At 45.5% G+C, this 25907-nt stretch carries 30 protein-coding genes and 1 other RNA gene; 10 read left to right on the forward strand and 21 right to left on the reverse strand.

The annotated features are described in order from the left end of the window. Positions 1 to 54: 54 nt before the first annotated feature. Together CHL1_RS15465 and CHL1_RS15470 are read right to left on the reverse strand one after the other, a co-directional pair. Positions 55 to 1284 (reverse strand): phenylacetate--CoA ligase family protein, encoded by a 1230-nt coding sequence (locus tag CHL1_RS15465; protein WP_070371011.1) that lies wholly within the window; start codon positions 1282 to 1284, stop codon positions 55 to 57. A 512-nt stretch (positions 1285 to 1796) separates the two neighbouring features. Further along, positions 1797 to 3950, reverse strand: coding sequence for an ATP-dependent helicase (locus tag CHL1_RS15470; protein ID WP_250933874.1), 2154 nt, complete (start codon positions 3948 to 3950; stop codon positions 1797 to 1799). 218 nt (positions 3951 to 4168) lie between these two features. Between CHL1_RS15470 and CHL1_RS15475 the strand changes: the two genes are divergently transcribed. Then, positions 4169 to 4477: a hypothetical protein gene (locus CHL1_RS15475; protein ID WP_070371009.1), complete on the forward strand. Its 309-nt coding sequence runs from the start codon at positions 4169 to 4171 to the stop codon at positions 4475 to 4477. A gap of 81 nt (positions 4478 to 4558) precedes the next feature. On the opposite strand, the gene CHL1_RS15480 is transcribed toward CHL1_RS15475, so the two are convergent. The 3 genes from CHL1_RS15480 to CHL1_RS15490 are packed head-to-tail and all read right to left on the reverse strand — an operon-like array spanning position 4559 to position 6393. Continuing rightward, the gene (locus tag CHL1_RS15480) at positions 4559 to 5110 is read right to left on the reverse strand and encodes a permease (protein WP_070371008.1); all 552 of its coding nucleotides are present in this window, start codon (positions 5108 to 5110) and stop codon (positions 4559 to 4561) included. After that, positions 5107 to 5586 carry a permease gene (locus tag CHL1_RS15485; protein WP_228881700.1) on the reverse strand — a complete coding sequence of 160 codons (480 nt, stop codon included), beginning with the start codon at positions 5584 to 5586 and terminating at the stop codon, positions 5107 to 5109. The genes CHL1_RS15480 and CHL1_RS15485 overlap by 4 nt, the downstream gene beginning before the upstream one ends. A gap of 36 nt (positions 5587 to 5622) precedes the next feature. Beyond that, complete coding sequence (locus CHL1_RS15490) at positions 5623 to 6393, reverse strand: methyltransferase domain-containing protein (protein WP_250933876.1); 771 nt, start codon at positions 6391 to 6393, stop codon at positions 5623 to 5625. A 119-nt stretch (positions 6394 to 6512) separates the two neighbouring features. Between CHL1_RS15490 and CHL1_RS15495 the strand changes: the two genes are divergently transcribed. Continuing rightward, entirely contained in the window at positions 6513 to 7373 is an 861-nt protein-coding gene (locus CHL1_RS15495) for a LysR family transcriptional regulator (protein ID WP_228881693.1), read from the forward strand. Between the two features lie 97 nt (positions 7374 to 7470). On the opposite strand, the gene CHL1_RS15500 is transcribed toward CHL1_RS15495, so the two are convergent. The 3 genes from CHL1_RS15500 to CHL1_RS15510 all read right to left on the reverse strand — a co-directional run bounded on the left by CHL1_RS15500 (position 7471) and on the right by CHL1_RS15510 (position 10168). After that, positions 7471 to 8610 carry a 1-propanol dehydrogenase PduQ gene (locus CHL1_RS15500; protein WP_250933878.1) on the reverse strand — a complete coding sequence of 380 codons (1140 nt, stop codon included), beginning with the start codon at positions 8608 to 8610 and terminating at the stop codon, positions 7471 to 7473. Between the two features lie 228 nt (positions 8611 to 8838). Further along, positions 8839 to 9104: signal recognition particle sRNA large type (gene ffs / locus CHL1_RS15505), an RNA gene on the reverse strand. Positions 9105 to 9166: 62 nt separating this feature from the next. Further along, on the reverse strand, positions 9167 to 10168 hold the full coding sequence (locus CHL1_RS15510) for a DUF3089 domain-containing protein (RefSeq protein ID WP_084633586.1): 1002 nt from the start codon (positions 10166 to 10168) through the stop codon (positions 9167 to 9169). A gap of 196 nt (positions 10169 to 10364) precedes the next feature. Between CHL1_RS15510 and CHL1_RS15515 the strand changes: the two genes are divergently transcribed. The 7 genes from CHL1_RS15515 to CHL1_RS15545 all read left to right on the forward strand — a co-directional run bounded on the left by CHL1_RS15515 (position 10365) and on the right by CHL1_RS15545 (position 17330). Beyond that, entirely contained in the window at positions 10365 to 12044 is a 1680-nt protein-coding gene (locus CHL1_RS15515) for a 2-oxoacid:acceptor oxidoreductase subunit alpha (protein WP_250933880.1), read from the forward strand. 1 nt (position 12045) lies between these two features. Further along, the gene (locus tag CHL1_RS15520) at positions 12046 to 12897 is read left to right on the forward strand and encodes a thiamine pyrophosphate-dependent enzyme (RefSeq protein WP_250933882.1); all 852 of its coding nucleotides are present in this window, start codon (positions 12046 to 12048) and stop codon (positions 12895 to 12897) included. Between the two features lie 24 nt (positions 12898 to 12921). Next, positions 12922 to 13356, forward strand: a complete 435-nt coding sequence (locus tag CHL1_RS15525; protein ID WP_228881678.1) for a desulfoferrodoxin family protein — start codon at positions 12922 to 12924, stop codon at positions 13354 to 13356. Positions 13357 to 13644: 288 nt separating this feature from the next. Further along, positions 13645 to 14880, forward strand: a complete 1236-nt coding sequence (locus CHL1_RS15530) for an iron-containing alcohol dehydrogenase (protein ID WP_250933884.1) — start codon at positions 13645 to 13647, stop codon at positions 14878 to 14880. Then, on the forward strand, positions 14881 to 15114 hold the full coding sequence (locus CHL1_RS15535) for a MoaD/ThiS family protein (protein ID WP_250933886.1): 234 nt from the start codon (positions 14881 to 14883) through the stop codon (positions 15112 to 15114). It begins immediately after the preceding gene. Between the two features lie 10 nt (positions 15115 to 15124). Next, positions 15125 to 17125 (forward strand): aldehyde ferredoxin oxidoreductase family protein, encoded by a 2001-nt coding sequence (locus CHL1_RS15540; protein WP_250933895.1) that lies wholly within the window; start codon positions 15125 to 15127, stop codon positions 17123 to 17125. Next, positions 17118 to 17330, forward strand: a complete 213-nt coding sequence (locus tag CHL1_RS15545; protein ID WP_070371000.1) for a 4Fe-4S binding protein — start codon at positions 17118 to 17120, stop codon at positions 17328 to 17330. Before CHL1_RS15540 ends, CHL1_RS15545 begins: the two co-directional genes overlap by 8 nt. Positions 17331 to 17392: 62 nt before the next feature. Here CHL1_RS15545 and CHL1_RS15550 read toward each other — a convergent pair whose 3' ends face one another. The 7 genes from CHL1_RS15550 to CHL1_RS15580 form a co-directional block, all read right to left on the reverse strand. Next, positions 17393 to 17896: a GNAT family N-acetyltransferase gene (locus CHL1_RS15550; RefSeq protein ID WP_070370999.1), complete on the reverse strand. Its 504-nt coding sequence runs from the start codon at positions 17894 to 17896 to the stop codon at positions 17393 to 17395. 135 nt (positions 17897 to 18031) lie between these two features. After that, on the reverse strand, positions 18032 to 18496 hold the full coding sequence (locus CHL1_RS15555) for a GyrI-like domain-containing protein (RefSeq protein ID WP_250933897.1): 465 nt from the start codon (positions 18494 to 18496) through the stop codon (positions 18032 to 18034). Between the two features lie 249 nt (positions 18497 to 18745). After that, entirely contained in the window at positions 18746 to 19651 is a 906-nt protein-coding gene (locus CHL1_RS15560) for an FMN-binding protein (RefSeq protein WP_250933899.1), read from the reverse strand. A 213-nt stretch (positions 19652 to 19864) separates the two neighbouring features. Beyond that, complete coding sequence (locus CHL1_RS15565) at positions 19865 to 20431, reverse strand: chromate transporter (protein WP_250933901.1); 567 nt, start codon at positions 20429 to 20431, stop codon at positions 19865 to 19867. Beyond that, positions 20428 to 21021, reverse strand: coding sequence for a chromate transporter (locus CHL1_RS15570; RefSeq protein ID WP_250933903.1), 594 nt, complete (start codon positions 21019 to 21021; stop codon positions 20428 to 20430). Before CHL1_RS15570 ends, CHL1_RS15565 begins: the two co-directional genes overlap by 4 nt. Before the next feature lie 10 nt (positions 21022 to 21031). Continuing rightward, a complete protein-coding gene (locus tag CHL1_RS15575) occupies positions 21032 to 21718 on the reverse strand; it encodes a 4'-phosphopantetheinyl transferase family protein (RefSeq protein ID WP_250933905.1) in 687 nt (228 codons plus the stop codon). Between the two features lie 157 nt (positions 21719 to 21875). After that, positions 21876 to 22085: a (Fe-S)-binding protein gene (locus CHL1_RS15580; RefSeq protein ID WP_250933907.1), complete on the reverse strand. Its 210-nt coding sequence runs from the start codon at positions 22083 to 22085 to the stop codon at positions 21876 to 21878. A 316-nt stretch (positions 22086 to 22401) separates the two neighbouring features. On the opposite strand from CHL1_RS15580, the gene CHL1_RS15585 reads away from it, so the two are divergent. Next, positions 22402 to 22575: a hypothetical protein gene (locus CHL1_RS15585; RefSeq protein ID WP_250933909.1), complete on the forward strand. Its 174-nt coding sequence runs from the start codon at positions 22402 to 22404 to the stop codon at positions 22573 to 22575. 51 nt (positions 22576 to 22626) lie between these two features. Here the strand turns inward: CHL1_RS15585 and CHL1_RS15590 are convergent, their stop codons facing one another. The 6 genes from CHL1_RS15590 to CHL1_RS15615 all read right to left on the reverse strand — a co-directional run bounded on the left by CHL1_RS15590 (position 22627) and on the right by CHL1_RS15615 (position 25854). Beyond that, positions 22627 to 23031, reverse strand: a complete 405-nt coding sequence (locus CHL1_RS15590; protein WP_250933911.1) for a protein-export chaperone SecB — start codon at positions 23029 to 23031, stop codon at positions 22627 to 22629. An 11-nt stretch (positions 23032 to 23042) separates the two neighbouring features. Continuing rightward, positions 23043 to 23324: a hypothetical protein gene (locus CHL1_RS15595; RefSeq protein WP_250933912.1), complete on the reverse strand. Its 282-nt coding sequence runs from the start codon at positions 23322 to 23324 to the stop codon at positions 23043 to 23045. 1 nt (position 23325) lies between these two features. Then, on the reverse strand, positions 23326 to 23814 hold the full coding sequence (locus CHL1_RS15600) for a hypothetical protein (protein WP_250933914.1): 489 nt from the start codon (positions 23812 to 23814) through the stop codon (positions 23326 to 23328). A 401-nt stretch (positions 23815 to 24215) separates the two neighbouring features. Then, positions 24216 to 25232 (reverse strand): N-acetylmuramoyl-L-alanine amidase, encoded by a 1017-nt coding sequence (locus tag CHL1_RS15605; protein WP_250933916.1) that lies wholly within the window; start codon positions 25230 to 25232, stop codon positions 24216 to 24218. Continuing rightward, a complete protein-coding gene (locus CHL1_RS15610; protein ID WP_250933917.1) occupies positions 25232 to 25564 on the reverse strand; it encodes a phage holin in 333 nt (110 codons plus the stop codon). The genes CHL1_RS15605 and CHL1_RS15610 overlap by 1 nt, the downstream gene beginning before the upstream one ends. Then, complete coding sequence (locus tag CHL1_RS15615) at positions 25561 to 25854, reverse strand: hypothetical protein (protein ID WP_250933919.1); 294 nt, start codon at positions 25852 to 25854, stop codon at positions 25561 to 25563. Before CHL1_RS15615 ends, CHL1_RS15610 begins: the two co-directional genes overlap by 4 nt. Positions 25855 to 25907: the final 53 nt, after the last annotated feature.

The following is a 25907-nucleotide window of genomic DNA, read 5'->3' on the forward strand; positions in this document are numbered from 1 at the left end:
TAACTTTTTAGAAAGACGGCTTTTCGAAACGATCTGATCCCCGGGGTTGTCTACTTAACTGAAACGACGATCAATGATCCGGATGCTTTTTTTCTCGGATCGGGGCAAGGAGCCAATCGAGCTGGCCTGAGGAATGACACTTAAGCCCACCCTGGATTTAAACTGACGTTTGACCTCCTCTTCGATTGCTTTTTGATCAATGCCGTTTAAGACTTCAAACGCCAGAACAACCCGGTCTTTACCGTCCTGATGATCGACCGTGGCCAGATATTCACTGCTGACCCCCGCCACCGTTTTTAAGAGCTCGTCAATCTGGCCAGGGTAAATGTTGACCCCCTTGACCTTGACCATGTCGTCAGTGCGGCCAATAATCCGGTCATGGCGGGGAAAAACGGAGCCACAGGCACAGGGGCCGGGAATAAAGCGGGTGATATCATGGGTGCGGTAGCGCAATAGCGGTGCCCCCTCCTTTCGAAAGGTAGTGATCACCAGTTCGCCGTACTCGCCTTCCGGCACCGGTTTTAGGGTTTCCTGGTCAAGAATTTCAAAATACAGATAATCCGACCAGTAGTGGAGCCCGTCGTGTTCGCTGCAGTCAATGGAAATGCCCGGACCATAGATTTCGGTCAGGCCATAAATATCAAACAGCTCAATTCCCAGCTCTTCGGCAATCCGGCTGCGCATCTTGTCGCCCCAGCGTTCCGAACCGATGACACCCCGTTTTAAATGAATCTGATCGCCCAGATTCTGGTTGGCCACCTCTTCGGCCAGCAACAGAGCATAGGATGAGGTCGAGGCCAGCACCGTAGCTTTTAAATCGACCATCATCTGCAATTGTTTCTGGGTGTTCCCCGGCCCCATCGGAATCGCCATGGCGCCCATTTTCTCGGCCCCGGCCTGAAAGCCGATCCCGGCAGTCCAGAGCCCATAGCCTGGGGTAATCTGAATCCGGTCTTCATCGGTCATCCCGGCATAGTGATAACAACGGGCGAACATTTCCGCCCAATCAGCTACATCGCTGGCGGTATAGGGAATGATCACCGGCTGGCCGGTGGTTCCCGATGAAGAATGAATCCGTACCACCTCACTGTCCGGTACCGCCTGCAAACCGAGGGGATAGGCATTGCGGAGATCACCCTTATCAGTAAAAGGCAGCTGCTCAAAATCAGCCATGGTGTTAATATCATCCGCCACAATGCCAGCGGCTTTAAACCGTTGCTGATAAAAAGGACTCTTCTCTTCCAGTCGCTTGACCAGCGCTTGTAAATTTTTTAATGTTTCCATTGTTCTTTTCCTCTTTCCTGTAATAAAAAAAGACCCATCCCATTATTGTCTGCAACAATAAAAGGATGAGTCAAAATAACCCACGGTACCACCTTTATTCACAGGCTAATCTAACCTGTGCACTTGATCTGCAAATGCCATCACATCTGCCATCCCTTAACGTGGATGAAACGTTGTGAAATACTCAGGCCCTGCCCTTTCCTCACACCCTCAGGTGCCCATTATGCCAGTCCGCTTCCTGTTTGGCTCTCACCATCCCCAACTCGCTTTAAATGCGCTGCTGACTTTACTCCACCATCACCGGTTTGTTTTTTCTGAGTATAGCCCTAATTTATATTTTTGTCAAGAAAACATTGCTGATTTGACGATTTACAACAGCTGTACCAGTAACGACAAATCATGTTGTATGCATCAGAGCGGACATGACGATAGCCTGTCCGAGTCTGCAGCATACAACAGATTAACAATTGACCGGTACGGCAGTTTGCCACAACCTGATTAAATACAACCCATCATTTAATCACACCGTTTTCCAGGCAGACAGCCAGATTCATTTTCTTTTCCCCGGCGCTCTCAAAATGGATACTGGCAATATTGCCGTTACGGGTCAGAATGGTACCGGCCCCAAAACGCTGATGGATCACTACCCGACCCTGCTGATAAGCCTGTAGATCGACGGTGGCGCCGCTGGCCGCACCGGTATGATAATCTTGCCATTTACCCTGCTGACGGCCAAAACTCTCACGATGCCGAAGCCCCGGTTTTTCGGTTGGCGATTTTTTTCGGGGCAGGCCATCAATTAAATAAGAAATAAATGGCGATGGTTTGATGTCCTTGTCCCGGTGTTTGACACAGAGAAATATCAGCTCCTGTTTGGCCCGGGTGGCGCCGACATAAAAGAGCCGGACTTCTTCGGCGTAGGCCTTGGCATCTTCCGGGGTATTGGAGACATTGGGAATCTGCCCTTCGGTGGCATCAATGATAAAGACCTTTTCAAATTCCAGCCCTTTGCTGGAATGGAGGGTCGACAGGGTCACTCGGGGTGTTTTCGCTTTTCTGGTTTGAGGCTCCTGCAGCTTTTCAGACAGCATTTCCAACTTAGCAAAAAAGTCCGGAAAATTGTTAACCCGACCCCCGAGAATTTTAAGCACCGTCAGCTTCTGCTCTATACTTTCTTCTGATTGCCCGGAACTGATCCTGAAATTGAGATAAGAGCGGTACCCCAGGCTATCCAGAATCATCACAATTCCCCGCTGCGGCGGCACCGTCTGTAGTTTTTCAAACCCGTCCTTAAGCTCTTTGAGCCGTTTAACCTGCCAGGCCCGGTCGCCACTAATCTTGATCAGGGTGTCAAGGACATTTTCGCCAGGTTTATGTCGCCGCTCCAGCTGGTTGATGGTTTCCCGGGAGATGGCCGTATCCATCTTATAGTAAACCTGGGTGAATAAATTGATATCATCCGGATTAATTGCAAACTCATAAAAAAGCCGGATATCCTTAATTAGAAAATGACCGAAAAACTGTGGACTATGTTCCTTGATCTGATAAGTGATTCCAGCCACATCGAAGAGATCCACCAGGGGAATAGCCGACTCATTGTTGCGATAGAGCACCGCGATTTCCTTGCCTTCCCGGCGGATTGCTTCAATGATCAGCTGATACTGAGCTTCGCTGGACGTCACCCATTCCCGGGCAATTGGCACCCCAGTAAACGACCTGTCCCCAGGCACCACCATTTCTTTTTGGTAGCGCTCATGGTTTAGCTTGATAAAGGCATTGGCCTTGTCAACTATCTGCCGGGTGCTGCGGTAATTGGTTTCCATCAGCAAGACCTCGCCCTGGGGCCAGGTCTCTTTAAAGGTCAGTAAAGCCTCAGGAAAAGCGCCCCGAAAACCATAAATACTCTGATCCTCATCCCCCACCATAAAAAGATTCCCGTTTTTCCCGGTTAATAGTTCAATGATTTTAAACTGAATCTTTGACGTATCCTGGGCTTCGTCCAAATGGATATAGGTATACTTATTCTGAAAAAAGGCCAGCATTTCGGGGTACTTTTTTAATAGTCCCCAGGCATATTTTAATATGTCATCAAAATCCATCAGTTGTTCCTGGCGTTTATAGCTTTCATAGGCTTCATAGATTGCCAGAAAATCAACCTCCAGTGGTGGCAGCAGTTTTATTTCTGCCTCGGTCAGCATCATGTTTTTACAAAATCCGATCCGTTGACAAATTTCGCCCAGTTCAACTTCCCCCGGATGCTCCTGAAAAAGCTGCCGGTATAACTCCCGGATCACCGGCGTGATATTCCCCAGTACCGTATGGGCCCGGCGCCGGTAGCTCCGCTCATAATGACGGATAACCCCCAAAGCAAAGCTGTGGATGGTGCTGAAATGGAGGGTTTTTGCCTGGGATTCGCCAAACAGTTTGGTATATCTAGCTTTTAAATCCCGGGCCCCCATCCGGCTGAAAGTCAGGGTCAGAATTTCCCCCGGATCGATTTGTAAAACCTCCAGCAAATAGGCGATCCGGCAGATAATCACTGTCGTTTTACCACTGCCCGGCACCGCCAGCAAGAGTCTCTGACCTCGGGTTCGCACCACCGCCTGTTCCTGCTGGAGATTTAGTTTTATTTGATAGGACTGTTTAAAGGTTTCAAAATTTTTCATGACCCCATTATAGCTGAAATATATTTTTTTATCCAGTCTATCAGCAGTCAGGCTATCACAATGTCTGCGTCAGCGCGCTAAAAAAAACCACATCGTTTCATTTCCCGACCACTAAAATTTGTTAAATCTTGATTTTCTAATAAATTACTCGTTTACAGCTATTCTTTTCGGGTATAATAAACTCAGAAACAATTTTGAAATAGGGAAGGAGTATGATTATGAGTTTTGAAGATGGAATGAAGGGGTTTACCTTTGGCATTATTTCTTTAATTTGTATTGGTGTCAATATCATTTTGACAACGATCGGTCTGAGTACCATCGCCTCAATTGTCAGCCTGGCTGGTCTAGTCACTGCCATCATGGCTTTTGTCTACGGCAAAAAAGAGTATGCCGCTGATCCGGATAATAAAAAAGCCAAGACCGGTAAAACCATTGGTCTGGTGCTGATTATTATCAACATCGTCTTTGCGGTTATTGCCATTGTGGCAATGATTGCACTGTTTGGCTTGGCAGCTTCACTGAGTTAAATTTTTCAAATCCACCATTAAATCAAAAGACACCTTCATCAATGAAAGGGTGTCTTTTTTATGTGGTGCTGCCACCGTTAGCTATTGATTCATCTTGCGGGCCAACTCATAGATCTGCCGCTCATCCGCATCGGTGAGAATTCTTTCCATACTATAGGCAATCACCAATACCCCGATAACATCCATCACCAAACGGATCAGGGTAAACTGCCAGCCCATCGCCGCCACTTCAAAAAGCAGCAAGGGTATTTTCATCGATGCCCAGGCCCCGACGATAATAAAAACATTGGCCAACCGACTGCCTTTGTTTAAGAATACCCCAGCCACCGGAAAGGCCCCGTAAAGCGGACCGGCGGCGGCAGCTCCCAGAAAGAATCCCAATAATACCCCAATAATCCCCGAATCTTTGCCCATGTATTTGACCATTGTTTCTTTTTTTACCCAGACATCCAATAGACCAATTAAAATAAAGATCGGCGGCAGTACCCCCAGCATTTCTAACACACTGCTGATTGCCAGGCTGTAGACCTGAACCCCCATGGCTGGTCTGACAGCCAGTATAACCAGGGTGACCGCAATCATTATCCCAAAAAAGCGATACCGCTTGACCAATTCGACGCTCTTCTTTTTCATGACAAAATCCCTCCAATGACCAGCGCAACCAATATCGAAAAGACTAACCCCATGCCATTTCTTAACAATGTGGCCTTTTTCCCGAAATACAGAAATTCAACCGGCATGGTCACAATTCCCACCATCATCAAACTGGATACAAAAGCGCCAATTTGCATATATCCTGCGCCGTTTTGAAGTAGTGCCGCTGCCAGGGGAAAGGCCAGAAAACCCGGTATTAATGTAATTGAGCCAATCACTGTGGCAATGACCACCCCCACCCATCCTGAGTTTTCTCCGATAAGTTGGGAAATTTGCTGCGGTGACAATAGGCTGAGGATCACCCCAATCAGCAACACAATCCCCAAAAATTGGGGCAAAATATTCTCAAAGGCTTTTAAAGCCTTCATCAAGGCCATTTTTGTTTTTTCCCGGCTTTTGACCAAGGAAAAAACGAGCCCAATGGCCGCCAATCCATAAAAAACAATCGTCATCATATTTAATCCTCTTTTCCTTTTCTGCATTCGATCCGGCTATTTCATCCCAATAAAAAATATCCGCTTAAATTCAAACAGAATCTTTCCGTCTTTCTGAACAGTATACCCCTTTTTTATCTCATTCAATACTTTACTATAGAATTCAGCCTTTTGATTCTCTGCGAATCGATTGGCATAAGGCCTTAAGCCGGTACTCATACAAAATTCTAAAATATCTTCATGGCCATTCATCTGATGAAAATAGTTTGTTTGCCATAATTCGATTTTACAAAAATGATTGGTCAATATATCGTAATAAAATCCCGGTGCATAAGACCGGTGTAAGTCTTTTTCAATTCCCTTGAATATATCTGGATCATATGTCTGCACGGCTTTCTTAATACAATCAGCAATCATCATCGCCGAAAAATAGGGGATTTGAACCGCTAATAATCCTCTTGGCAGCAACATGCCACTTAAGTTTTTTATCACCTTTGCCTGATTTTCAAACCATTGCAGGGCAGCGTTTGAAAAAATCAGATCAAACTGTCCTAAATCATCCATCGGTTTGCTGCAGTCTCTTTCCAGCCAGGTTACATCTTCCACCGTTTCTTTTGCTTGAGTTAACATTGATGGTGACGAATCTGCTCCGAAAATTTCAGCTTCTTTAAAGCGATTTCGCAATGGCAACGTACTCATTCCCGATCCGCACCCAATATCGATGATCCGTTTAAAGGAATCGCCTTCGATTCTATTTACCAGATCGATTGACGGTTGTGCCCGCTCTTTTTCAAATTGACGATATAGTGTTACATTCCAATCTTCCATCTTTGATCCTCCCGGGAATTCTTTTTTGGATTGATTGTTTAATTATAATTGATGTTGTATAATTTGTGAAATAGATCTTATCGATCTTATTAATTCGAATTATTGATCAAGGAGTTCTTATGGATACCCAGCATTTAAAAACATTTATCCAATTGTCATCCACCAAGAATTTTACGCAGACTGCCAAATTGCTTTTTGTGGCCCAATCCACCGTTACCAACCGGATAGCTGAGCTGGAAAAATCCCTGGGAAAACCACTCTTTATTCGGGATAAAAAACAGGTTGTCCTGACGCCCGAGGGGAAACTATTTTTAGGCTATGCCAAGCGTCTTCTGGAATTGGAAGAAAGTGCCATCGAACAAATCAATGCCTCTAATTTTAGCCGCAAAGTACTACGTTTTGGAACCACCAACTCGATTTACGAAAATTATTTGTATCCCCTGATCCGTTCGGTGCTGACCAACGATCTGAATATGTCTACCAAAATCATTATTAATCATTCCTTTGAAATACTTTCATTTCTTCAGGACGGTTTAATCGACATCGCTTTTACCTATATTCCTTTTACCAAAAACGGCTATATTTGTACACCCTTCAAAGAAGATGAGCTGATTCTAGTAACCGCCAAAAGCAATGCCGATTTTGCTGGCGGCATTGTTCAGAAAGATCTGATTGCTCTTGATTATCTTTTCTGTAATTTTGCCCTCCAGAAAGTCGGGCTATTCATCCGTGAATTATTTCCACCCCACCATCAATTCAAATTCGAAATTGACAATAGTAGTAAACTGATTCCCTTCTTATTAGATGGTATTGGCTATAGTTTTTTGCCTAAAAGTCTGATTTCTCATTACTTAGAAAACCACTCGCTGATTTCAATCCCGTTATTGGATTTTAATACCCCTACTATTAAAAGTTACTATACCTATAAAGATGATGACGCCGTTGTTTTATCTAAAATCATTCCCTTGATTAAAGCCTAGTGGGTTATCGAAATAACCCCCTCAAGCAAAAACACCCGGTTAAAGACAAAGGTCTTTAACCGGGTGTTTTTTGCTTGATACTTTTTGGGCAATTTATTTAGAATCCATAATAGGCCTGATCCATAACGCCTCCCAGTTTTTCTCTGGTCACTTCCACCGGGTTGGTCGTCGTGCAGATATCAGCCATCGCCTTATTAAGCATTTCTTCCCGGGCGTCCAGATAATCCGCTTCCGAAACCCCTGAGGCTTTTAGCGAAGCTGGAATATTCAATGAAGCACTGAGCGCTACCACACTGTTAAAAAGGGTTTCAGTGGCGTTACCGGAGACATTCAAAATACCAGAACCACTTAACAACCGGGCATACTGATGCTGAACCTTTTCATCCTGACCGTTAAATTTGATCACATAGGGCAGAACAATGGCATTTGCCAATCCGTGGGGCAGATGGAACATCGCACCAAAGGCATGGGCAATACTGTGGGTAATACCCAGACCGGCACTGTTAAAAGCAATCCCGGCCATACAGGAGGCAATCTGCATGCTGCCCTTGGCTTCCAGATCGGAGCCATTCACATAACTGGGATAGAGGCTGCGAAAAACCAGTTCCACGGCCTTATTGGCATAACACCGGGCAAAGGGATTGTTCTGGGTGGAAATAAAAGCTTCAATGGCATGGGTCATGACATCCATTCCGGTTGCGGCGGTGGCCCCGGCTGGGACGCTTTCAATCAGCTGCGGATCAAGAATCGCCTCATCCGGCATCATCAGGATATCGGTCAAGGGAATTTTGGTATTCTTCTGTTTGTCGGTGATGACTGCATATTCGGTGACCTCAGAGCCGGTTCCGGCGGTGGTCGGAATAGCAATAAAGGTTGGTTTATGAACATAACGGTCTTCGAAAAAGATCCGTTTGAAATTGACACAGTAAAAGATAATCGCCTTGGCGGCATCAATGACCGATCCACCACCAATGGCTATCAGCGCGTCGGGTTTATTCATGATTATATGCATCAGACCCTTTTCGACGATTTCGGTGGAAGGGTCGGATTCGATATCAGCAAAAACATGATAGCTAATCCCTTTGGCATCCAGTTCATCGGTCAGTTTTTTTAGCAAGCCAAACTTGACCATGCCCTGGTCAGTGGCAATGCAGACATTTTTAAAATTATGTTTCTCAATTTGTTTCAGGGAACCTTCCCCATAATAAATTGCTGGCTTCACTTGAAAAAATCGCATGGGTTTTTCCTCACATTCTTAATTTAAACTTTCGTTACGGTTCTTTCTGCCACAGCGGTATCCGATTCTGGTCAGATTGAACTTTTTTCATTATAGCAAGAATGCTTGTTAAAATATAGATTATCCCTAATTTTTATTCCATGATGACCATTAAGTATCATGATTCTGCCGCAACGCAAAAAGTCTATCGGATACCAAACTCTGTTTGACATTCAATAGACTTTTTTGTCGTGCACCCCACTTCGACTACCAATTTCCAAGCGTTACACAGGTAGTTGGCTCAAATCAGATAATCCTCCGGCACATAGAAGATCCTACTTACCGCTGCTTCATTCCTGACCTGACGGGGTTCATAAGTTTCTATTGCGAAGGGTCCAACTCTCAACGCCACTTTCCTCTGGCAGACCTCAAACCCTGGCGCCTCGATGGGGAATTCAACCCTGCTACAGCGGATTGCAGGTTACAAAGCACCGCTAACTCTCCATCTAGCACGACCTGTATATTATAGCCTATTAATTTGTAATTGACAAGACAAAATAAATCACTTAAGAAAGTCTCAGGATGCCTTGCTCAGATAATTAGCAATCCGCTGGGTGACGTTTTCCTGGAGGTTGCGATAAAAGAACTGGTAATCGTAAAGATGGTACACGCCATCCGAAAAAATATCCAGCACCGGGGGATAATCGGCCACTGCGACATCGGTAACCCGAAGTGTACCCCGGGCGGGATCCAGATAGGCCCCAGTCAGGTTGGGAATCTCTTTGATGATGGCCCCGGTGTAGTCGGTAAAGACGGCCCCCCGATTTTCTGCAGCCGTTGCCGGGGTACTGTCGGTTTTCCAGTTCAAGGGATTAATCCCCAGGGTTTGGTCGGGAACAATTAGCGACGTTTCAACCCCCACCGCCTCGGAATTAAAGCTGACAATCACCCCGGTATCACCGGCCTGCTGGGCCATTTTCAGATGCGGATACTGAGCCAGATCCGCCGGCGTCACCCGCCAGCCAATTAAGTAGGCGGCCACCAGTTGCTCGCTTAAGGCCGGATCGGAAAATTTCTCTTCCAGCAACCGCAACAGCATTTCTGATCCCTGACTGAACCCAGCCAGCACAAAGGGGCGGCCCTGATTGTAATCTTCCATGTAAATATCAAAAGCTTGAGCGACATCGGCATAGGCCAGATCAAAATACGGCTCGGCTTTATCCGGATCCATAGTATAGGCATTCAGTCCGGCCTGGCGGTAATAGGGGGCAAAAAAATTGGCTGACCCGTCATACAGTCCCTTTTCCATAGTGGTAGCCCCCAAAAACTGGGCTTTGGTAGTTTCGTCGGTCAGATCCATGGAATGAACCTCAGCCGTACCCAGATAAACAGTCGGCGCCACAAAAAATACATCGCACGCCTTGATACGGTCGCTTTCAATCGGCAAATAGGCCCAGTTCTCCGGCTTGCTGTAATCCACCGACACTGCTGACTGGACACAACCTCCCAGAAGCATCCCCATGAGAATCAGAACCGATAAAACTGCAAGCGATCGCTGGCGCTTTGTTTGTGTTGACATAATTTTCCCCCTTTTATTTCGAATTCATTGCTACTGCCTATTCTATCTTTTTTGATCAGCCAAATCAAAACTTTTTAGCCATCCTGAATTAAAATGCAAGAAAATCAGAATCATTCTTTTAGAACTCCAATAATTGGGTAATCAGTAACAAAGCCTATTTTCTTTTGGGCTATTATCTTTGAATGGAGGGTTTTGTATGTATAACATACTTTTTAGGCATGCCGCTGGCGATGGCATTGAAACAATGTCCGCAATTTTTGAAAAAATGCTGAAACAATCGGGTTGTCATCTTTTTACAATCCGTGATTTTATGTCCCGGGTCCGAGGTGGCCACAATTTCACCCAGATCCGCTTTGGTAATCAACCCTTTCACGCCCATCGGGACACCTTGAACGGAATCTTTGCCATCGATGAGACCACCTATTTGGAACACCAGTCCCGATTATCCTATGATGGCTTTATTTTATGCGATGAATCGTTAGCAATTGATGATTTCAGGGCCATTAAATGCCCCCTGAAAAAGACTGCTGCCAACCTTGGCAATCCCAAGGTTATCAACAGCGTGGCTACCGGGGCCCTGCTGAAACTTTTTGATATTCCCCTTGATCAAGCCGCCGGTACTTTAAAAGCAAGTCTCCGGGCTGACCTGGTTGAGGTCAACCTGTCTGCCATCAAAATGGGTTATGCTTTGTTAAACACCACTCATCATTTATCGCCGGTTGTAACGTCAGAACAGCTTTTACTGTCCGGCAATACCGCCATTGGCCTGGGGGCTGTAGCCGCCGGAATCCGGTTTTACTCGGCCTATCCGATGTCACCATCGACCAGTCTGCTTGATTTCTTTAATGCTCAAAGTAGCTCCATGGCCATTGCCGTCGAACAGGCTGAAGACGAAATTGCCGCCATCAACATGGCCATTGGAGCCGCCTATGCCGGAGCCACTGCCATGACTGGCACCTCCGGCGGAGGCTTTTCGCTGATGGTGGAAGCCCTGGGCTTTGCCGGTATTGCTGAAATCCCGCTGGTGGCAGTTGATGTCCAACGTCCCGGACCGGGCACCGGTTTTCCCACCCGAACTGAACAAAGTGATCTGAAATTTGTCATCTCGGCCTCCCAGGGGGAATTCCCCCGGATGGTCATCGCTCTTCGGGATCATGCCGATTGTTTCTATCAGACTGCCCGGAGTCTGGCTTTGGCCAAGAAATACCAGATTCCGGTCATTCTCTTAAGCGACCAGTATCTGGCCGATTCCACCACCACCGTCCCGCTTTTTGATGTCAACAAAATTGTCCGCTTTGACCAACCAGACCCGGCGGTTCCGGCAACGGACGATCCGCCATATCAACGCTACGCCCTCACCGAAAACGGCATCTCACCACTGGCCATCCCGGGGAAAAGCCCAGCCCTGGTCCGGGTGGACAGTGATGAACATGATCCCTGGGGACAGATTACCGAATCGGCAACCATCCGCAATCAGATGGTTGACAAACGGCAAAATAAATTAAAAGCCTTAAAAGAAGAACTGATCGAACCGGAATTCTGGGGCTCCCATCAATGCCAGTCACTGCTGGTAGGATTTGGTTCCACCAGTGGGGCCATTAAAGAAGCCGTTGACATTCTCAATCAAAACGAAAATAACTATGGGGCCCTGATTTTCGGCGATATTTATCCCCTGCCAACCGAACGGCTTCGTCATTTTGCCGCCCAGGTGGTCGAAATAATCAATGTCGAACAAAACGCCACTGGCCAACTGGCATCGTTAATCCGGGAAGAAGCACTGATCAGCTGCGACCACAGCATTCTCAAATATGATGGCCGCCAGTTATCTGTAGACGATATTCTCAATGGTATTAAAAATCTTAAAGGAGGCTTTTGACATGAACAAACCAGCATTTACCACCTACGATACCGCCTGGTGCCCTGGCTGCGGCAACTTCGCCATTCTCGAAACCCTCACCGGAGTGTTGAATCAGCTGGCTACCCCACCCCATCAGGTAGTTCTGGTCGGAGGGATCGGTCAAGCCGCCAAAACCAACCAGTACATTACCGCCAATGGCTTTAGTGGGCTTCATGGCCGTTCTCTGCCAGCAGCAGCCGCCATTAAAATTGCCAACAATGATCTGACCGTTATTGTCAATACCGGTGATGGTGATTCCTACGGCGAAGGGGGTAATCACTTTCTTCATAACATTCGCCGTAACGTCGATATTACTCATTTTGTCCACGACAATCAGATCTATGGCCTGACCAAGGGCCAGCCCTCGCCCACCTCCGACCCCTGCGATCCGCTTCATAAAGCGGCTGCCTGTAACATGGGCGCAACCTTTAATCCACTGTTGGTTGCCCTGGCCGCAGGCGCCACCTTTGTGGCCCGTTCCTTTTCCGGCGACAAAAAACATCTGGCCGACATGATGGCCGCCGCAATTAAGCATCCCGGCTACGCTTTGGTCGATATCCTCCAGCCCTGTGTCAGCTTTAATAAAATCAACACCTTTGCCTACTACAAGCAACGGGTGAACCCCCTGGATGATCGCCATGATCCAACCAATAAACTGGCCGCCATCGAAAAGGCAATGGAATTCGGTGACACCATTCCGATTGGCATCCTTTATCAACAAGCCACCCCCACCTACGCCGATAAGCGCCCGGAACTTTTTGATAACATTCCCCTTGTTGATAAACACGTTCCCCAGAGCGCTATCGAGACCTTGATTAAAAGCTATATCTAAAATCAAGAAGAAAGAGGTAATCGTATGGATCCCAAGTTATTTTACCAATGCAACGACTGCAACGCCGTGCTGTTGGAACTAAACGGCACCCTGACTCAATACTGCAATCACTCGCAGACGCTACTGGCCCCCAATACCGTTGATGCCGCCAAAGAAAAACACCTTCCAGTGCTTGTTTTTTCGGACCACCAGCTTCAGGTTAAGGTAGGAAGCATTCCCCATCCGATGACAACCGATCACTCCATTTTATGGATCTTTGTTCAAACCCGAAACGGTGGCCAATATGTGCAATTGACCCCCGAACATCCGCCGGAAGCCTTCTTCACCGTCGAATCACTGGATGTTATCCGGGTTTATGCCTATTGTGATGTTCATGGCCTCTGGATGGTCAACAATGCCGAGCTGGATTATGAAGAAATTGTCTGCTCCCCTGAGTTCCCCCAGGGCTGTATTGAATAATAACCCGCCTTTTTTGGTGTCGTTACTGGTTTACTTAAGCCTTTATGATGACCTGTCATCACCGGGTTCCGGGTCGAAACCGACCCGATCCCGGATTTATCCCAAAAATGTCAAAATTCTTTATAAAAACTTAAGTTTCAACCATTTAATTTCTTTATTTTTCGTTGTGATATAATGAATAACATATTTAAGCCAAGGGATGATTCCTGAACGATAATAAACTTGACCTTGTGCTTTCGATCCCTAAAGCTCTAATCAATGCTACCGTAACAAAATGGAGGTTATCTGATGCAAAGAGTACTTAAGACCATTCAAAATGCTCCTTACCGCAGTTCTCAGTTAGTCATGAAGCAATTCGCCCAGGTGTTGCCCCTGCCGATTCCTCCGGTCCTCCAGGGCCCTGGCATGGTTCGCCGTTTTCCCGAAATCATTTTGATTTCCGGGGTGAATAAAGTTCTGGTTGTCACCGACAAACCCCTGTATAAAATGGGTTTGCTGGATTCCTTTTTATGTGCTCTGGAAACCAATGGCATCGACGCCATCGTTTTTGACAAGGTTCAACCCAATCCCACTTTCGAAAATGTCGAGGACGGTCTGGCTCTGTATTACAGTTCCAACTGCCAGGGTGTAGTCGCCTTTGGCGGTGGTTCTCCCATCGACTGCGCCAAGATTATTGCCGCCAAAGTCACCAACCGCAAAAGTATTGAAAAAATGCGGGGGCTGTTTAAGTTGACTCGGAGATTGCCGCCTTTTTTTGCCATCCCCACCACTGCCGGTACCGGTTCTGAGGCAACCATCTGTGCCGTAATCACCGATGTTAAAAATCATGAGAAATTTGTAATTAGCGATCCCAAACTGGTTCCCCTGGCTACGGTTTTTGATCCGGAGCTCAGTGTCGGTCTGCCCCCTTCCCTGACAGCCACGACCGGAATGGATGCCCTAACCCACGCAGTGGAAGCCTACATCGGAAAATACGACACTGCTTTTGTTAAAGAAAAAGCTCTGAATGCCACTGAAATTATTATCAATAATCTTGAAGATACCTATCATAATGGCCAGGATTTGGAGCTCCGTCTGAAAATGGCTCAGGCTTCCTTTGATGCTGGATTGGCTTTCACCCGGGCCTATGTGGGCTATGTCCACGCCATTGCCCATGCCATGGGTGGCTTTTACGGGGTTCCCCACGGTTTAGCCAATGCCATTATTTTGCCCTACATTCTTGAGTTTTCCAAAAAAGCCGCTGAAAAAAAACTGGCCGAACTGGCTTTCTATGCCGGTCTGGGCGAAGCCATGTATGATGACGAAACCCTGGCGGAACTCTTCATTGAAAAAATCAAATCGATGAACATCCATATGGGTATCCCCACCACCATTTACGCTCTGAAGGAAAAGGATATTCCCGAACTGGCCAAGCGGATTCTAAAAGAAGGTAATCCCACCTACCCGGTTCCCCGGATCATGAATTATCAGGAATGCTGCGACATCCTGAGACTGCTTTGCCCGGAAAGAACTCCCGAGGCTTAAATGAAAGTCCAGGTCTTTCCCCCACCCCTTGCCAGCCTGACCCATCTGGATGAGGATGGTATGATGACATTACCCCCAGGCGCTCGATTATTGACTGTTTACCGCCGGCTGAAAATTCCCCTGGTGCTGCAGCCGCTGCTGATCTGCCATGTCAATTACCAACGAGTCAAATTAAGCACCCCGTTAAAACACGGCGATGTGATCAGTTTTATACTGCCCCTGGCGGGAGGATGAGAGGTATTTTTTGAAAGGTTATTGCGGAACAATCCTGATGGTGGATCTCTCAAATTCCACCTTTGACGAAATCAAAATTCCCGATACGGTATATGAACATTTTCTTTCCGGGGTCGGTCTGGGGGCCTATATTTTATACAAATATATACCTAGCGGAGCTGATCCCCTGGGGCCTGACAATATTCTCGGCTTTGTCAGTGGCCTCCTCACTGGCACTGGCTGTTTTATGACTGGCCGCTGGCTGGCAGTCTGCAAATCGCCACTTACCGGGGGCTTCGGTGATGCCAATTGTGGTGGCACCTTTTCGCCAGCCATTAAACAATGCGGTTATGATGGCATCTTTTTTAAAGGCCAGGCTCCCAAACCGATGCTGCTCTATATTGATAACACCGGCCCCCAGCTCATGGATGCCGGTATGCTCTGGGGGCTGGATACCGTCGCCACCGAAGCGGCCATCAATCAGATGATTACCGCCAACAAAAAGCTGGCAATTGCCACCATTGGCCCGGCTGGTGAACACCAATCGCAAATCGCCGGGATTTCCAACGATGGCGGCCGGATGGCAGCCCGTTCCGGGGTGGGTACGGTGATGGGTTCTAAAAAACTGAAAGCCGTTGTTCTGGCAGGTTCAAAGATGATCCGTTCTGAGAATCCGGAAACCCTCAGAGCCATCAGCCAGGACTATGCCCGAAAAATCAAAGCTTCCAACTTACCACCACTGACGACCGGGGCAATCTTACCTTTGATGGGCAAATCCATGGTTGCCACGGATAAAGCAATCCCCATCGACGGTATGTTATCCACGGCTATCATCAAAAAATGGGGAACTGGTTTTACCAATACCATGGGGATGACCATGGGTGACACGCCTGTAAAGAATTGGAAGGGTTCGATCACCGATTTCCCTTATCGCAAGTATCGTCAAATGAATCCGGATCTGATTCAAAAACATGAAATGCAGAAATATCACTGTTATTCCTGCGTCATCGGCTGTGGGGGCCTGTGCGATATCAGCGCGGTAAGCAAAGGTCGCTTCACCCATACCCACAAGCCCGAATATGAAACAGTCGCCGCCTTCGGTGCCCTGCTTCTCAATAAAGACCGGGATTCCATCTTTACGATCAATGAGCTCCTCAATCGGGGTGGGATGGACAGCATCTCTGCGGGAAACACCATCGCCTTTGCTATGGAGTGTTATGAAAAAGGCTGGTTAAGTCCGAAAGTCACCGGCGGCCTGGATCTCTCCTGGGGCAATGCCGCTGCCATTATTACCCTGGTTGAACAGATGATTGCCGGAACCGGTTTCGGGGCAATTTTACAGCACGGTGTTAAAAAAGCCAGTGAAATTTTAGGTGTCGAATCAGCGCCCCTGGCCGTCCATGCTGGTGGTCAGGAACCCGGTATGCATGATCCCCGGCTCGATCCAATCCTCGGTATTCATTATTCCTGCGACCCCACTCCCGGCCGCCACACCATCGGTGCTGGCAGTTATTACACCTATATGCGAATCTGGGAGGATGTCACCTGGGCGCCCAAGGTCAAACTGGGGGAGGATAAAAATAGCGAATACGAGGCGACCAATCAGGTCGGCCTGAAATCGATGATTAATGCCTGCATCAAACAAATTCTGGATGGCTCCGGTGGTTGTTTTTTTGCGCTGGTCAGCGGACTGAATCACTTTAAACTATTTAACTATCTCAATGCTGCTACCGGCTGGAATAAGACCCCCAACGAATACATGACCATCGGTCTGCGGATGCAAACCCTGCGCCAGGCCTTTAACGTCCGGGAGGGGATCAATCCCCGGGATTTTAAAATGAATGACCGTCTCAGCGGCAAACCGCCCTTGACTGAAGGACCATTAAAAGGTAAGCAGTTTAACATGGATGAAATGATGGGCATTCACTACCAGTTTATGGGTTGGGACAAAAAAACCGGCATCCCCACCAAAACAACCCTGGAGGATCTGGACTTTTGCGATCTGGAAATGGAGGGCATAACCCATGGCTGATAAGAAAAAACCGGTTATCAACTATGAACTCTGTATGGCCTGCGGGATCTGCTCCGGCGATTGCCCTTTAAGCTGCATTGTCCTACGAAAAACCGACATCGACAGCTACCAGAAAGCCTATCCGGTGCTGGATGAATACTATCGCTGTACCGGCTGCACCCGTTGCGCCAAAGCCTGCCCGATGGAAGCGATACAAATGATCTAATCAAAAAGATGCTGAATGATTTTTACCTCATCCAGCATCTTTTTGCCATTTTATTATTCTATTTATTTAATCAGGGCATACATGCAATAGTCAGTGATCTTACCGTTTTTGAATATCGCTTTCTTACAGATTCCTTCCAGCTGGAAGCCTGCCTTTTCCAGCGCTCTTCGGGAACCGATATTATCAACGAAAGGACGACTATAGATTCTAAAAATATCAAAATTGGCAAAACCATTTTCACAGGTTTGCATAATCGCTTTGGTCATAATCCCTTTTCCCCAGAAAGGTTCGCCCAACCAATACCCCAATTCGGCCGTCTTGCAGCTGACATCATCCTGCAGCAGCAATCCTACCGAACCAATCGGTTCATTGTCAATGACAATGGCTTTAATTGACTGTTTGGTCTGGTCACGGTGCATACACTGGTCAATAAACATATGGGCATCATCCAACGTGTAGGGTGATGGAAACGAGTTTCGCAAGAAGCAGGCAACCTTGGGGTTATTGGCATAGCGAACCAAATTTTCCGCATCATCCAGTTTCCAATCTCTTAATTCAAATTTCATCTTTCTTCCTCCTGTATAGAATTAGTCATGCTATGTCAAACCAATGCCCTGGTAAAAAAAAGAGCTTTTGTCTGGCAAAAACATGCGAGTTGACATTTTTTGACAGATCAGTTTACCCTTTGTAAAACTGATCACTCATTCTTTAATCGGCATTACAATTTTAGTGAGCCATTCACTTTCCGGAAACGCGGGATCATTATAATAATATTCGTAGGCAATTCCTTCCGGTTGACAGTGATTGGTCTCAAACCATTGTGCCATCTCCCCATAAACCGGTTCCATTTCAGCGTAAGGCCCCCGATACATACAAAAGATGATTTTTCCTTCCGGAATCAGGCCCGGTTTGACATCGCCCTGTCCGGGAAATGGTTTGGCGACCGGAAATCCGATTTCTACATCAAGTTGCTGCATATCCATGTTATGATAAGCAACAAATGGTACATCAGTCATCAATTCCCCGATCTCGTTGAGATAGGCAACAATCTTTCCGTAGCTCTCACCGATTAACTGCGGCAATTCTTCGACCCTGGTAATCGTTCGAATAACCAGAGTGGGCTGTTCCCTCTGTTTGATCGTTTCAATATTTGACATTTTCGGCATGTCTGACCCTCCTTAAAATTTTTTAACTAAACTCAAATTGCGCTTTTTAAATATTGTTACCCTCTTTTTGCCTAAATATTGAAATAATTTTATATTAAAAAACACCCCTGTTCTTTAAATTTCATTCATTAAGAAACTTAAAGAACAGGGGTGTCTTGTCGTTTATGACCACAACTGAAAAGACTTTCAATTGTCTAAACAGGTTATTCTGATTTTTTATTCGTGGTGACTAACATCAACTTTACCATCTTACAGGCTGGGTAAGGTTCCCGAAATCACGGCTGGCTCCAGCGCATTGATAACAGCCTGCATAATTCCCGTTGAGGTGTAGGTTGCCCCGGAAACGGTATCAACCAGCGGAGTCTGGGCGGCAATGATGGCGGCCGGTACCGCATCAATGGCCTTGCCATAATATTTGACATTGTTTTCATTATGAGAAACCACCGACACATCAGTAATCACATTTTCAGCCACCGTCACACTAACGGTCAGCTCCGGTCCGTAACCTTCGGCCACCCCGGTATAGGTGCCATCCTGCAAATCGACGCTGCCCAAAAATAGATTGGCTTTGGTCACCACCGTATCGGTCACCGAGGCATCCGGTGTCGTTACCGGGGTGCTTTTCATTGTCGACGAACTGGAATTTTCTGTGGTTACGGAATTGCCCTGATCAGCGGCTGTCGCCGAAACCGTTTTTGTGCCATATAATTTTTCCACCGAAGCCTCCACTTCCTTTAACGAACTGTTAAAAAAAGCTTCTGGGCCCATGATTCCGCCAACCTCCCAAAGATGAACCCCCAGAAAAACAATCAGTACCACGGTTAACCAGCGGTGCGGTTTAATCCAGGCACACTTACCCCGCAGCATTTTTCTGAGAAAATAGGTTAGTCCCAACAGAACTCCCATGACCATACAGAGGGTTCCAAAGTTAAATGACAGAATTGCTCCCGAGGAAAAGAACCCATGAACACAGGCGGTGATCACAAAAGCGATTCCCATGGTTTTATGTGAATTTCTCAAATTTCGATTGATTTTTGCGATGAATTCATTTTTTCTGGTGCCCTTATTGACAATTCGCAATAAGTAGATGATGGCCAACAAAGCGGCAAAAATGACGCTTAGCCAGGCCGTTAATACATTAATGATAACAGTCATCTCAATTCCTCCTTTTTTATTTATCATAGCAGGCGATTATGACATCTTTGTGTCAATTTCATTAATATATCATGCTTTTGTGATGTTTCTGTGATCATCACACCCTTTTAATTATTCCTTAAGTCATTTCTGCCAAAATCGCATCGGCGTTTTTGACAAAAAATAAGATCTACTGCATAGCAGTAGATCTCGGTACCTAATAAAACATCGGCACTACCCCAAAAACAACATCCCCAAGGCCGCAGAGATCAGAATCAGTTTGATCGGATGGAGTTTGTAGCGGAAATAGACAAAGACACCAATACTAAAAATAATAATTTCCAGATATTGGAGACTGGCAAAGAAATCGCTGACCGAGTGAATTTTGGCCTCATGACCAATAAACCCACTGGACATCAGCAGCAATACTGCCGAGGCAATCAACCCGATTACCACCGGTCGCATTCCATAAAGAGCGCCCTGCACCCATTTGTTCTGCTGAAAGTTGGTAAACGCTTTGGCAATCAGCAAAATAATGATAAATGAAGGCAACACCACCGCCGTGGTGGTGGTCAGTGCTCCCGGAAGCCCCCCCATTTCCATGCCCACAAAGGTGGCAATATTTACCGCAAAGGGCCCCGGGGTCGATTCCGCCACGGCAATAAAATCAGTCAGCTCCAATAGCGTCAGCCATCCGTGAGCCACCACTTCCTGCTGAATCAAGGGAATCATCGCATAACCGCCGCCGATGGTAAACAATCCGATTTTGAAAAAGGTGATAAATAAATCGAGATACATCATTTTTTCACCTCATCACGTTTATCATCCGCTTGTTTTCGGTTTAACCAGACCTGATAAAAAAGCCCCGTTACAGCACCACCCAGTAACAGGTAAATGACACTGATGTCAGTAAAGGAAGCTAGACAAAAGGCCAGCATCAAAATCAGCACCGTCAGGGGTGTGTACTCCCCCTTTTTGCCCATTTTAACCACCGCCCCCAGAATTAACACAATAACCCCGGCCCGAATCCCTTTAAAGGCATACCCTACCCATTCCAGGCTTTGAAACTCCTGGAAGAACAGAGCAATTACACTGATAATTGTAAAGGACGGAATCACCACCCCAAGGGTTGCCAAAAACGAACCCCAAAAACCAGCCACTTTGTAACCAACAAAGGTTGCCGTATTGATGGCAATGACTCCGGGGGTGGCTTCGGCGATGGCAAAAATATCCAGAATATCCTCGCTTTTTATCCACCGATGCCGTTCGACTGTTTCGTATTCGATCAGTGGGATCATCGCATAACCGCCACCAAAGGTGAACAGACCGATTTTAAAAAAGGTAATGAACAGGGTTTGCAGTTTTTCCTTTTGATTTGTTGATATTCCCATTAATTCGCTCCTATAATGTGATCCATTCCAGACACTCCTGAAAAGCACCTGTATCCGTGACAGCCCAGATAACATAACCTTCCAGCTCCGGATAATTTTTAATCACCACGGATATTCTATCCCCTTCAAAGATGCTAGCCGTTGCGGCGGTTATTGCCGTTTCCCGGTGACAATCGATCGCAAAAGTATGTAGCGGTAAAGCAAAGCCCTTGCCAGTGTATTTCATATACGCTTCTTTTAGCGCCCAGAGATCATAAAAACCCTGCTGCTGTTTTTCCTGTGGCAAAGTCAGGAGCCAGTCTACTTCACTCGGGGCAAAAAAACGTTTAGCCAGCCTTAGTTTCGGCTGAGCCATTTTTTGAATGTCCACCCCCACCGGTCGGGAACCCAGACCGCAGACCACATAATCGCAGGAATGGGAGAGATTAAAGCAAATCTCCGGATAATCAACCAGCCATGGTTTACCAGCTGCTCCGGCCGAAAGCATAAGTGGTCCATCGATACCATAACTCTGCGCTAAAGCCTTTTGCAATAATATTTCAGCACCCACCGATAGCGCCTTGGCTGCCGGGGTTTTTAACCGCCGGGCTTTTTTCTGCCGTTCTGTTGATACCGCCCTCAGGGCTGCTGCTAAACGGTGGGGTTTAGATAAGCTGCGGACATCGGCGATAAAAATCCGGTTTTTTTGGTTTTCCATTTCTTCTCCCTCGCTGACCTGATTCTTTCGTTGGGCAATCCCGCTTACCACAGGTCAATCTTCATCAGGCGAGTCGGGATCATTTCTTTGTAGCGATATTTAGATTATACTAAAAAAGATAAGAGCGGGCAAACAATGCTGATTGTCTGCCCGCTCTTTAGTCTCTGGTTACATCCATGAGTGTCTGAATTTCCTGGCGGTTTTTTTCATACTGGTCACCTCTAAGGGCTGAACAGCCGCCAATGTTCTTTTTACCCTGCAGCAGTTTTTCAGCAAAGGCCATACAGTTATTTTCACCACAATTTTTACAGTTGGTATGCGGCAAATACTCATAAATATCAAAAGCGCTGATTTTCTGATCCGTCATCTTGTTCTCCTGATTATTACTTTGTGCAACGGGTCTTTCCAGCTGCACAGATATAACAAAACCTGCTTTTTAAGGTATCTTAAAAAGCAGGTTAGCTTTCATTTGGCAGAGGTAGCAGGATTCGAACCTGCGAGTGATGGAGTCAGCCCATAACAAATTTCTACCAAAAGCACCGCTAATCAATGCGAGTATTATACCATTCCAAATATTCAATGGCAATAGATAAACATCCGCAAATTTGCCCCTTGTGGGAAACTTTTGGGGAACTTTTAGTCAAAAGTATGGCTTTGTTATGCAATTCAAAGGAGAAAAGACAATGAACAAGAAAGAGCTTTTAGCCATTTATGTCCAAGAAAACGAGATCGTCCGTGATAAAAATACCGACGCAAAGATACTGGGTGCTGCTGAGTATGCCTACCTGATCGGCGTGATCGATGATCAGGAATATGAGTTTTATAAAATGAAGTATCGGAAATCAGCCGTCTTTTGATGGCTCTTTTCTTTGCAAATAAAAAAACCGGCGGTTATGCCGGTCTCCAAATCATTCTTCTTTATAACCTTCTGAAAAATCAATAAATGGCAAATTCAATACTGGATACCTTGAACTATTTGTAATGTTTGAAACTATTGGTCTCATGTATGACATTAGCAGTGAAGACATGTTTATTTCAAGAAAAGCTCTTATTTCACTGTCATCACAATCCGCCCATTTGCAATCCGCGGACATTGTTATTTCGATATAAAATGGATAATCTTCGCACTTACTTCCTAATTTCAAAGTCAAACTTGCAATAGCCTCATCGATATTTACTCTATCAATTTTCAACTCAGACCCAATGTCTCCAAGCCTGTCAAAATTGTTCGAGTCAAAGTCGTCGTTAATTTTAAATACTAAATTTGTAAGCACCGGTGACCTAAATTGAAATTTACTAGTTTTTAATTCCATAAACAACCCACCTACGCCGCCTTATCCGTTCGGATATCCATTCCCTCATTTTTTTTGCTTTCCAAATTATAACTAAGTGTGGTTTTGCTTTCCAAGGTACCAAAAGGAATTCTTATTTTTTTGCAGATCGGCGCTTGATCATCTGTAGAAAAAGGAAACACTAATTCAATATCTTCTACACAATCGTAATTTACACTTTCCATCTTCAAAAAATCATTTTTTATTTCATTTAATTTCTCTGAGGAAAAATTATTTATTTCTTCCATTGCTTTTCTTAAAATATCACTACTCATTTTACACCTCAATAATTTCTTCACTAAATTCAAATAAACATTTTTCAGTTTTCGCATTATATATAATCTTGTTCTCTGTGGTTACTTCGCAAAAATTATTTTTATTACCATCAAAATGATATTCAAACAAATTACTTTTCGGAGTTTTAGGATATCTCGCTGCACACTTTATCACTTCATAATTTAATTTATACGTTTCAATATGTAAAAAAATTAAATTCAATTTCTTCCCAGATTCAGCCTTATTCAAGCTGTTTTCGAGCTCCGGATGATCTTTGATTAGTTTATTTTTTAAAAAATCCCAAAGCAAACTAACAGATTTACATATGTCTAAATCAGTAAGATCTAACATATTTTCGATAATTAGGTTTCCCTTTAATATTTTGAATTCTTCAGCCTTGCTGTCTTTTTTTATTCGAATACCAATATTTAGCATTTGAAAGATTGTCCCAAAAGTACATTCCGCTACCCAACCATCTTCCTTCTTCATGAGATATTATCATTTCATCCGTATTTAGAAGAAATTTTTCGCATCTTACTTTGTCGTTGCAGTGGTATACTTTCACATTTTGTTGCATACAAAACCCCGTGTTATCAAAATACATAATGTAAAATCAAATATAAATCACTTTTGAGACTTGTATTAAGTAATATAAGAACTCATATTGAATGAAATAATCTTTTCTCATGACAAAAGCAGAATAATTTGTCAATGCCCGAATTGTAATACAAAAAATACTATTTGACAAGTTTTTTAAACAGTAAAATATGTTCTCGATAAAAATGTCAATACTAAATTTAGTATAAATTTTTGCTTTCATGAGAATTTTACCCTATTAAGCTTTATTTATTCAAAAAATAAAAAAAGACCACCCGAAGGTGGCCTCGAATTTACGCTGCTTGATTTGCGTAATTGCAAATGCCTTTTGCAATTGCATTTCCGTAATTCTGAACATCTTGCAGCGTTTTGATATCCTCTCTGATCGATCCGGTTTCGAATATACAGGCAATCATGTTTGTATCAGCAACTTCCCAGTCATCACGCTGGATAATACCGCGTGTTTTTAAACCGTATTCCTGGCATGCTGCAATCATGAAGTTTGCAAGCTGAACGCCCTGAGTGCTGCCAGGATAGGCGATCGGCAACGTTCCGGACGGCGCCTGGTTATAATCACAATGAAGCGAAATATATGCATCCGCCCCCCAGTTATTTGCTTCAGCCACACAAGCAGCGATGTTTTTATTGTTATCGTGATCCGCATCTGTAAGGACAGTGAAGCCCATGGTGCGAAGATCTGCAACAACAACTTTTCCAAGTTCCAGCATCAGAGCTGCTTCAGTGTATGGCCCATCAACGCAGCCGGAGTCCCAGCTTCCATCCTGGCTAATGCCGTGCCCAATAGCAAGATATAGCTTAAACGCTTTTAGCAGTCGCAGTTGATCTATTGCAACAACTTTCGGCGGATCTGGAACAACTACCGGGGCAGGGGCGGGTTTAAATGTTTCGGCACTATCTACCTTAATCGGTTCTGGTGATCTCAGCAAGCGGATTGCTTCAATTCGCAATGACTGCGCTTCTGATCCGGCCGTCTCTCCATCTCTGGCAAAATCTAACCATCCATCGTTCTGAATATGAACCTGGTAATTGATATTTTCGCCTTCAATCTCGATCGCTTCAATGCGCAGCGCCTTGTCAATTGTTCCGGCAACTTCGCCCTCATTAACCCAATCCATCCACCCAATGTTCTGAACATGGACCCGGTACCGCTTTACACCTTTGATCCGGATCGCTTCCATTCGCAAGCTTTGTCCGATTATCCCAGCAAGGCGGCCCTCCTGGACCCAACCTTGCCAACCGAAGTTTTCCATATACACTTGGTAAAGAAGGGTGTTTAAGATAGCTTCCATCACTGCACCGCCTTTTCGGCAGCAGCATTGACCGCTTCTTCCTGTTCAGCTAACAGTCGATTTGATTGATCTAATATAATTTTGACTGCTGCTTCTTTCAGATTCTGCATCATAATATCCGATTGTTGAGCCGATGCAGTTAGGCTATTATTTTTCCAAGCTGCCCATAAGGCTGCAAAGATGGCCACCACCCCGGACAGTGTGACATACATCTCTGTTTCTGAAATTGCAATGGGGTTTAGCCCGGAAGCGGTCAGGAACTGGTTCACCAGCGCCAACATTAACACTACCAACCGGATCCATACGTCTGTTTTTACATCTTTTAGATTCATTTTATTTCTCCTTCCAAACTATCAATACGCTTATGCGCCTGTTTTGCCGATGCTTCCACGTCACAGACCCTTTCAAGCAGCTCTATGTGCTTGTCGGCCTGCTTTTCCAGCTTCTTATCAATCCCGTCTACGCTTGATTTTATATAACCCATATCGGACGTGATTGTCGCAATGCTGGCCCCCTCGGCCTTGTCATCTTTGGTCTTATTCCTGCCGAATACTAACCACGCGAGCACAAAACCACCAACCGTACAGACTAGGCTTGTCACAACTGTAATGTCTACATTCATAAACCGTCCCCTTTCAAATAAATAGGGACGGTTCCCCGTCCCTGAGCAATAGG

Origin of the sequence: Acetobacterium wieringae, assembly GCF_023700225.1 — a bacterium.
In the GTDB taxonomy this organism is placed as follows: Bacteria; Bacillota; Clostridia; order Eubacteriales; family Eubacteriaceae; genus Acetobacterium; species Acetobacterium wieringae.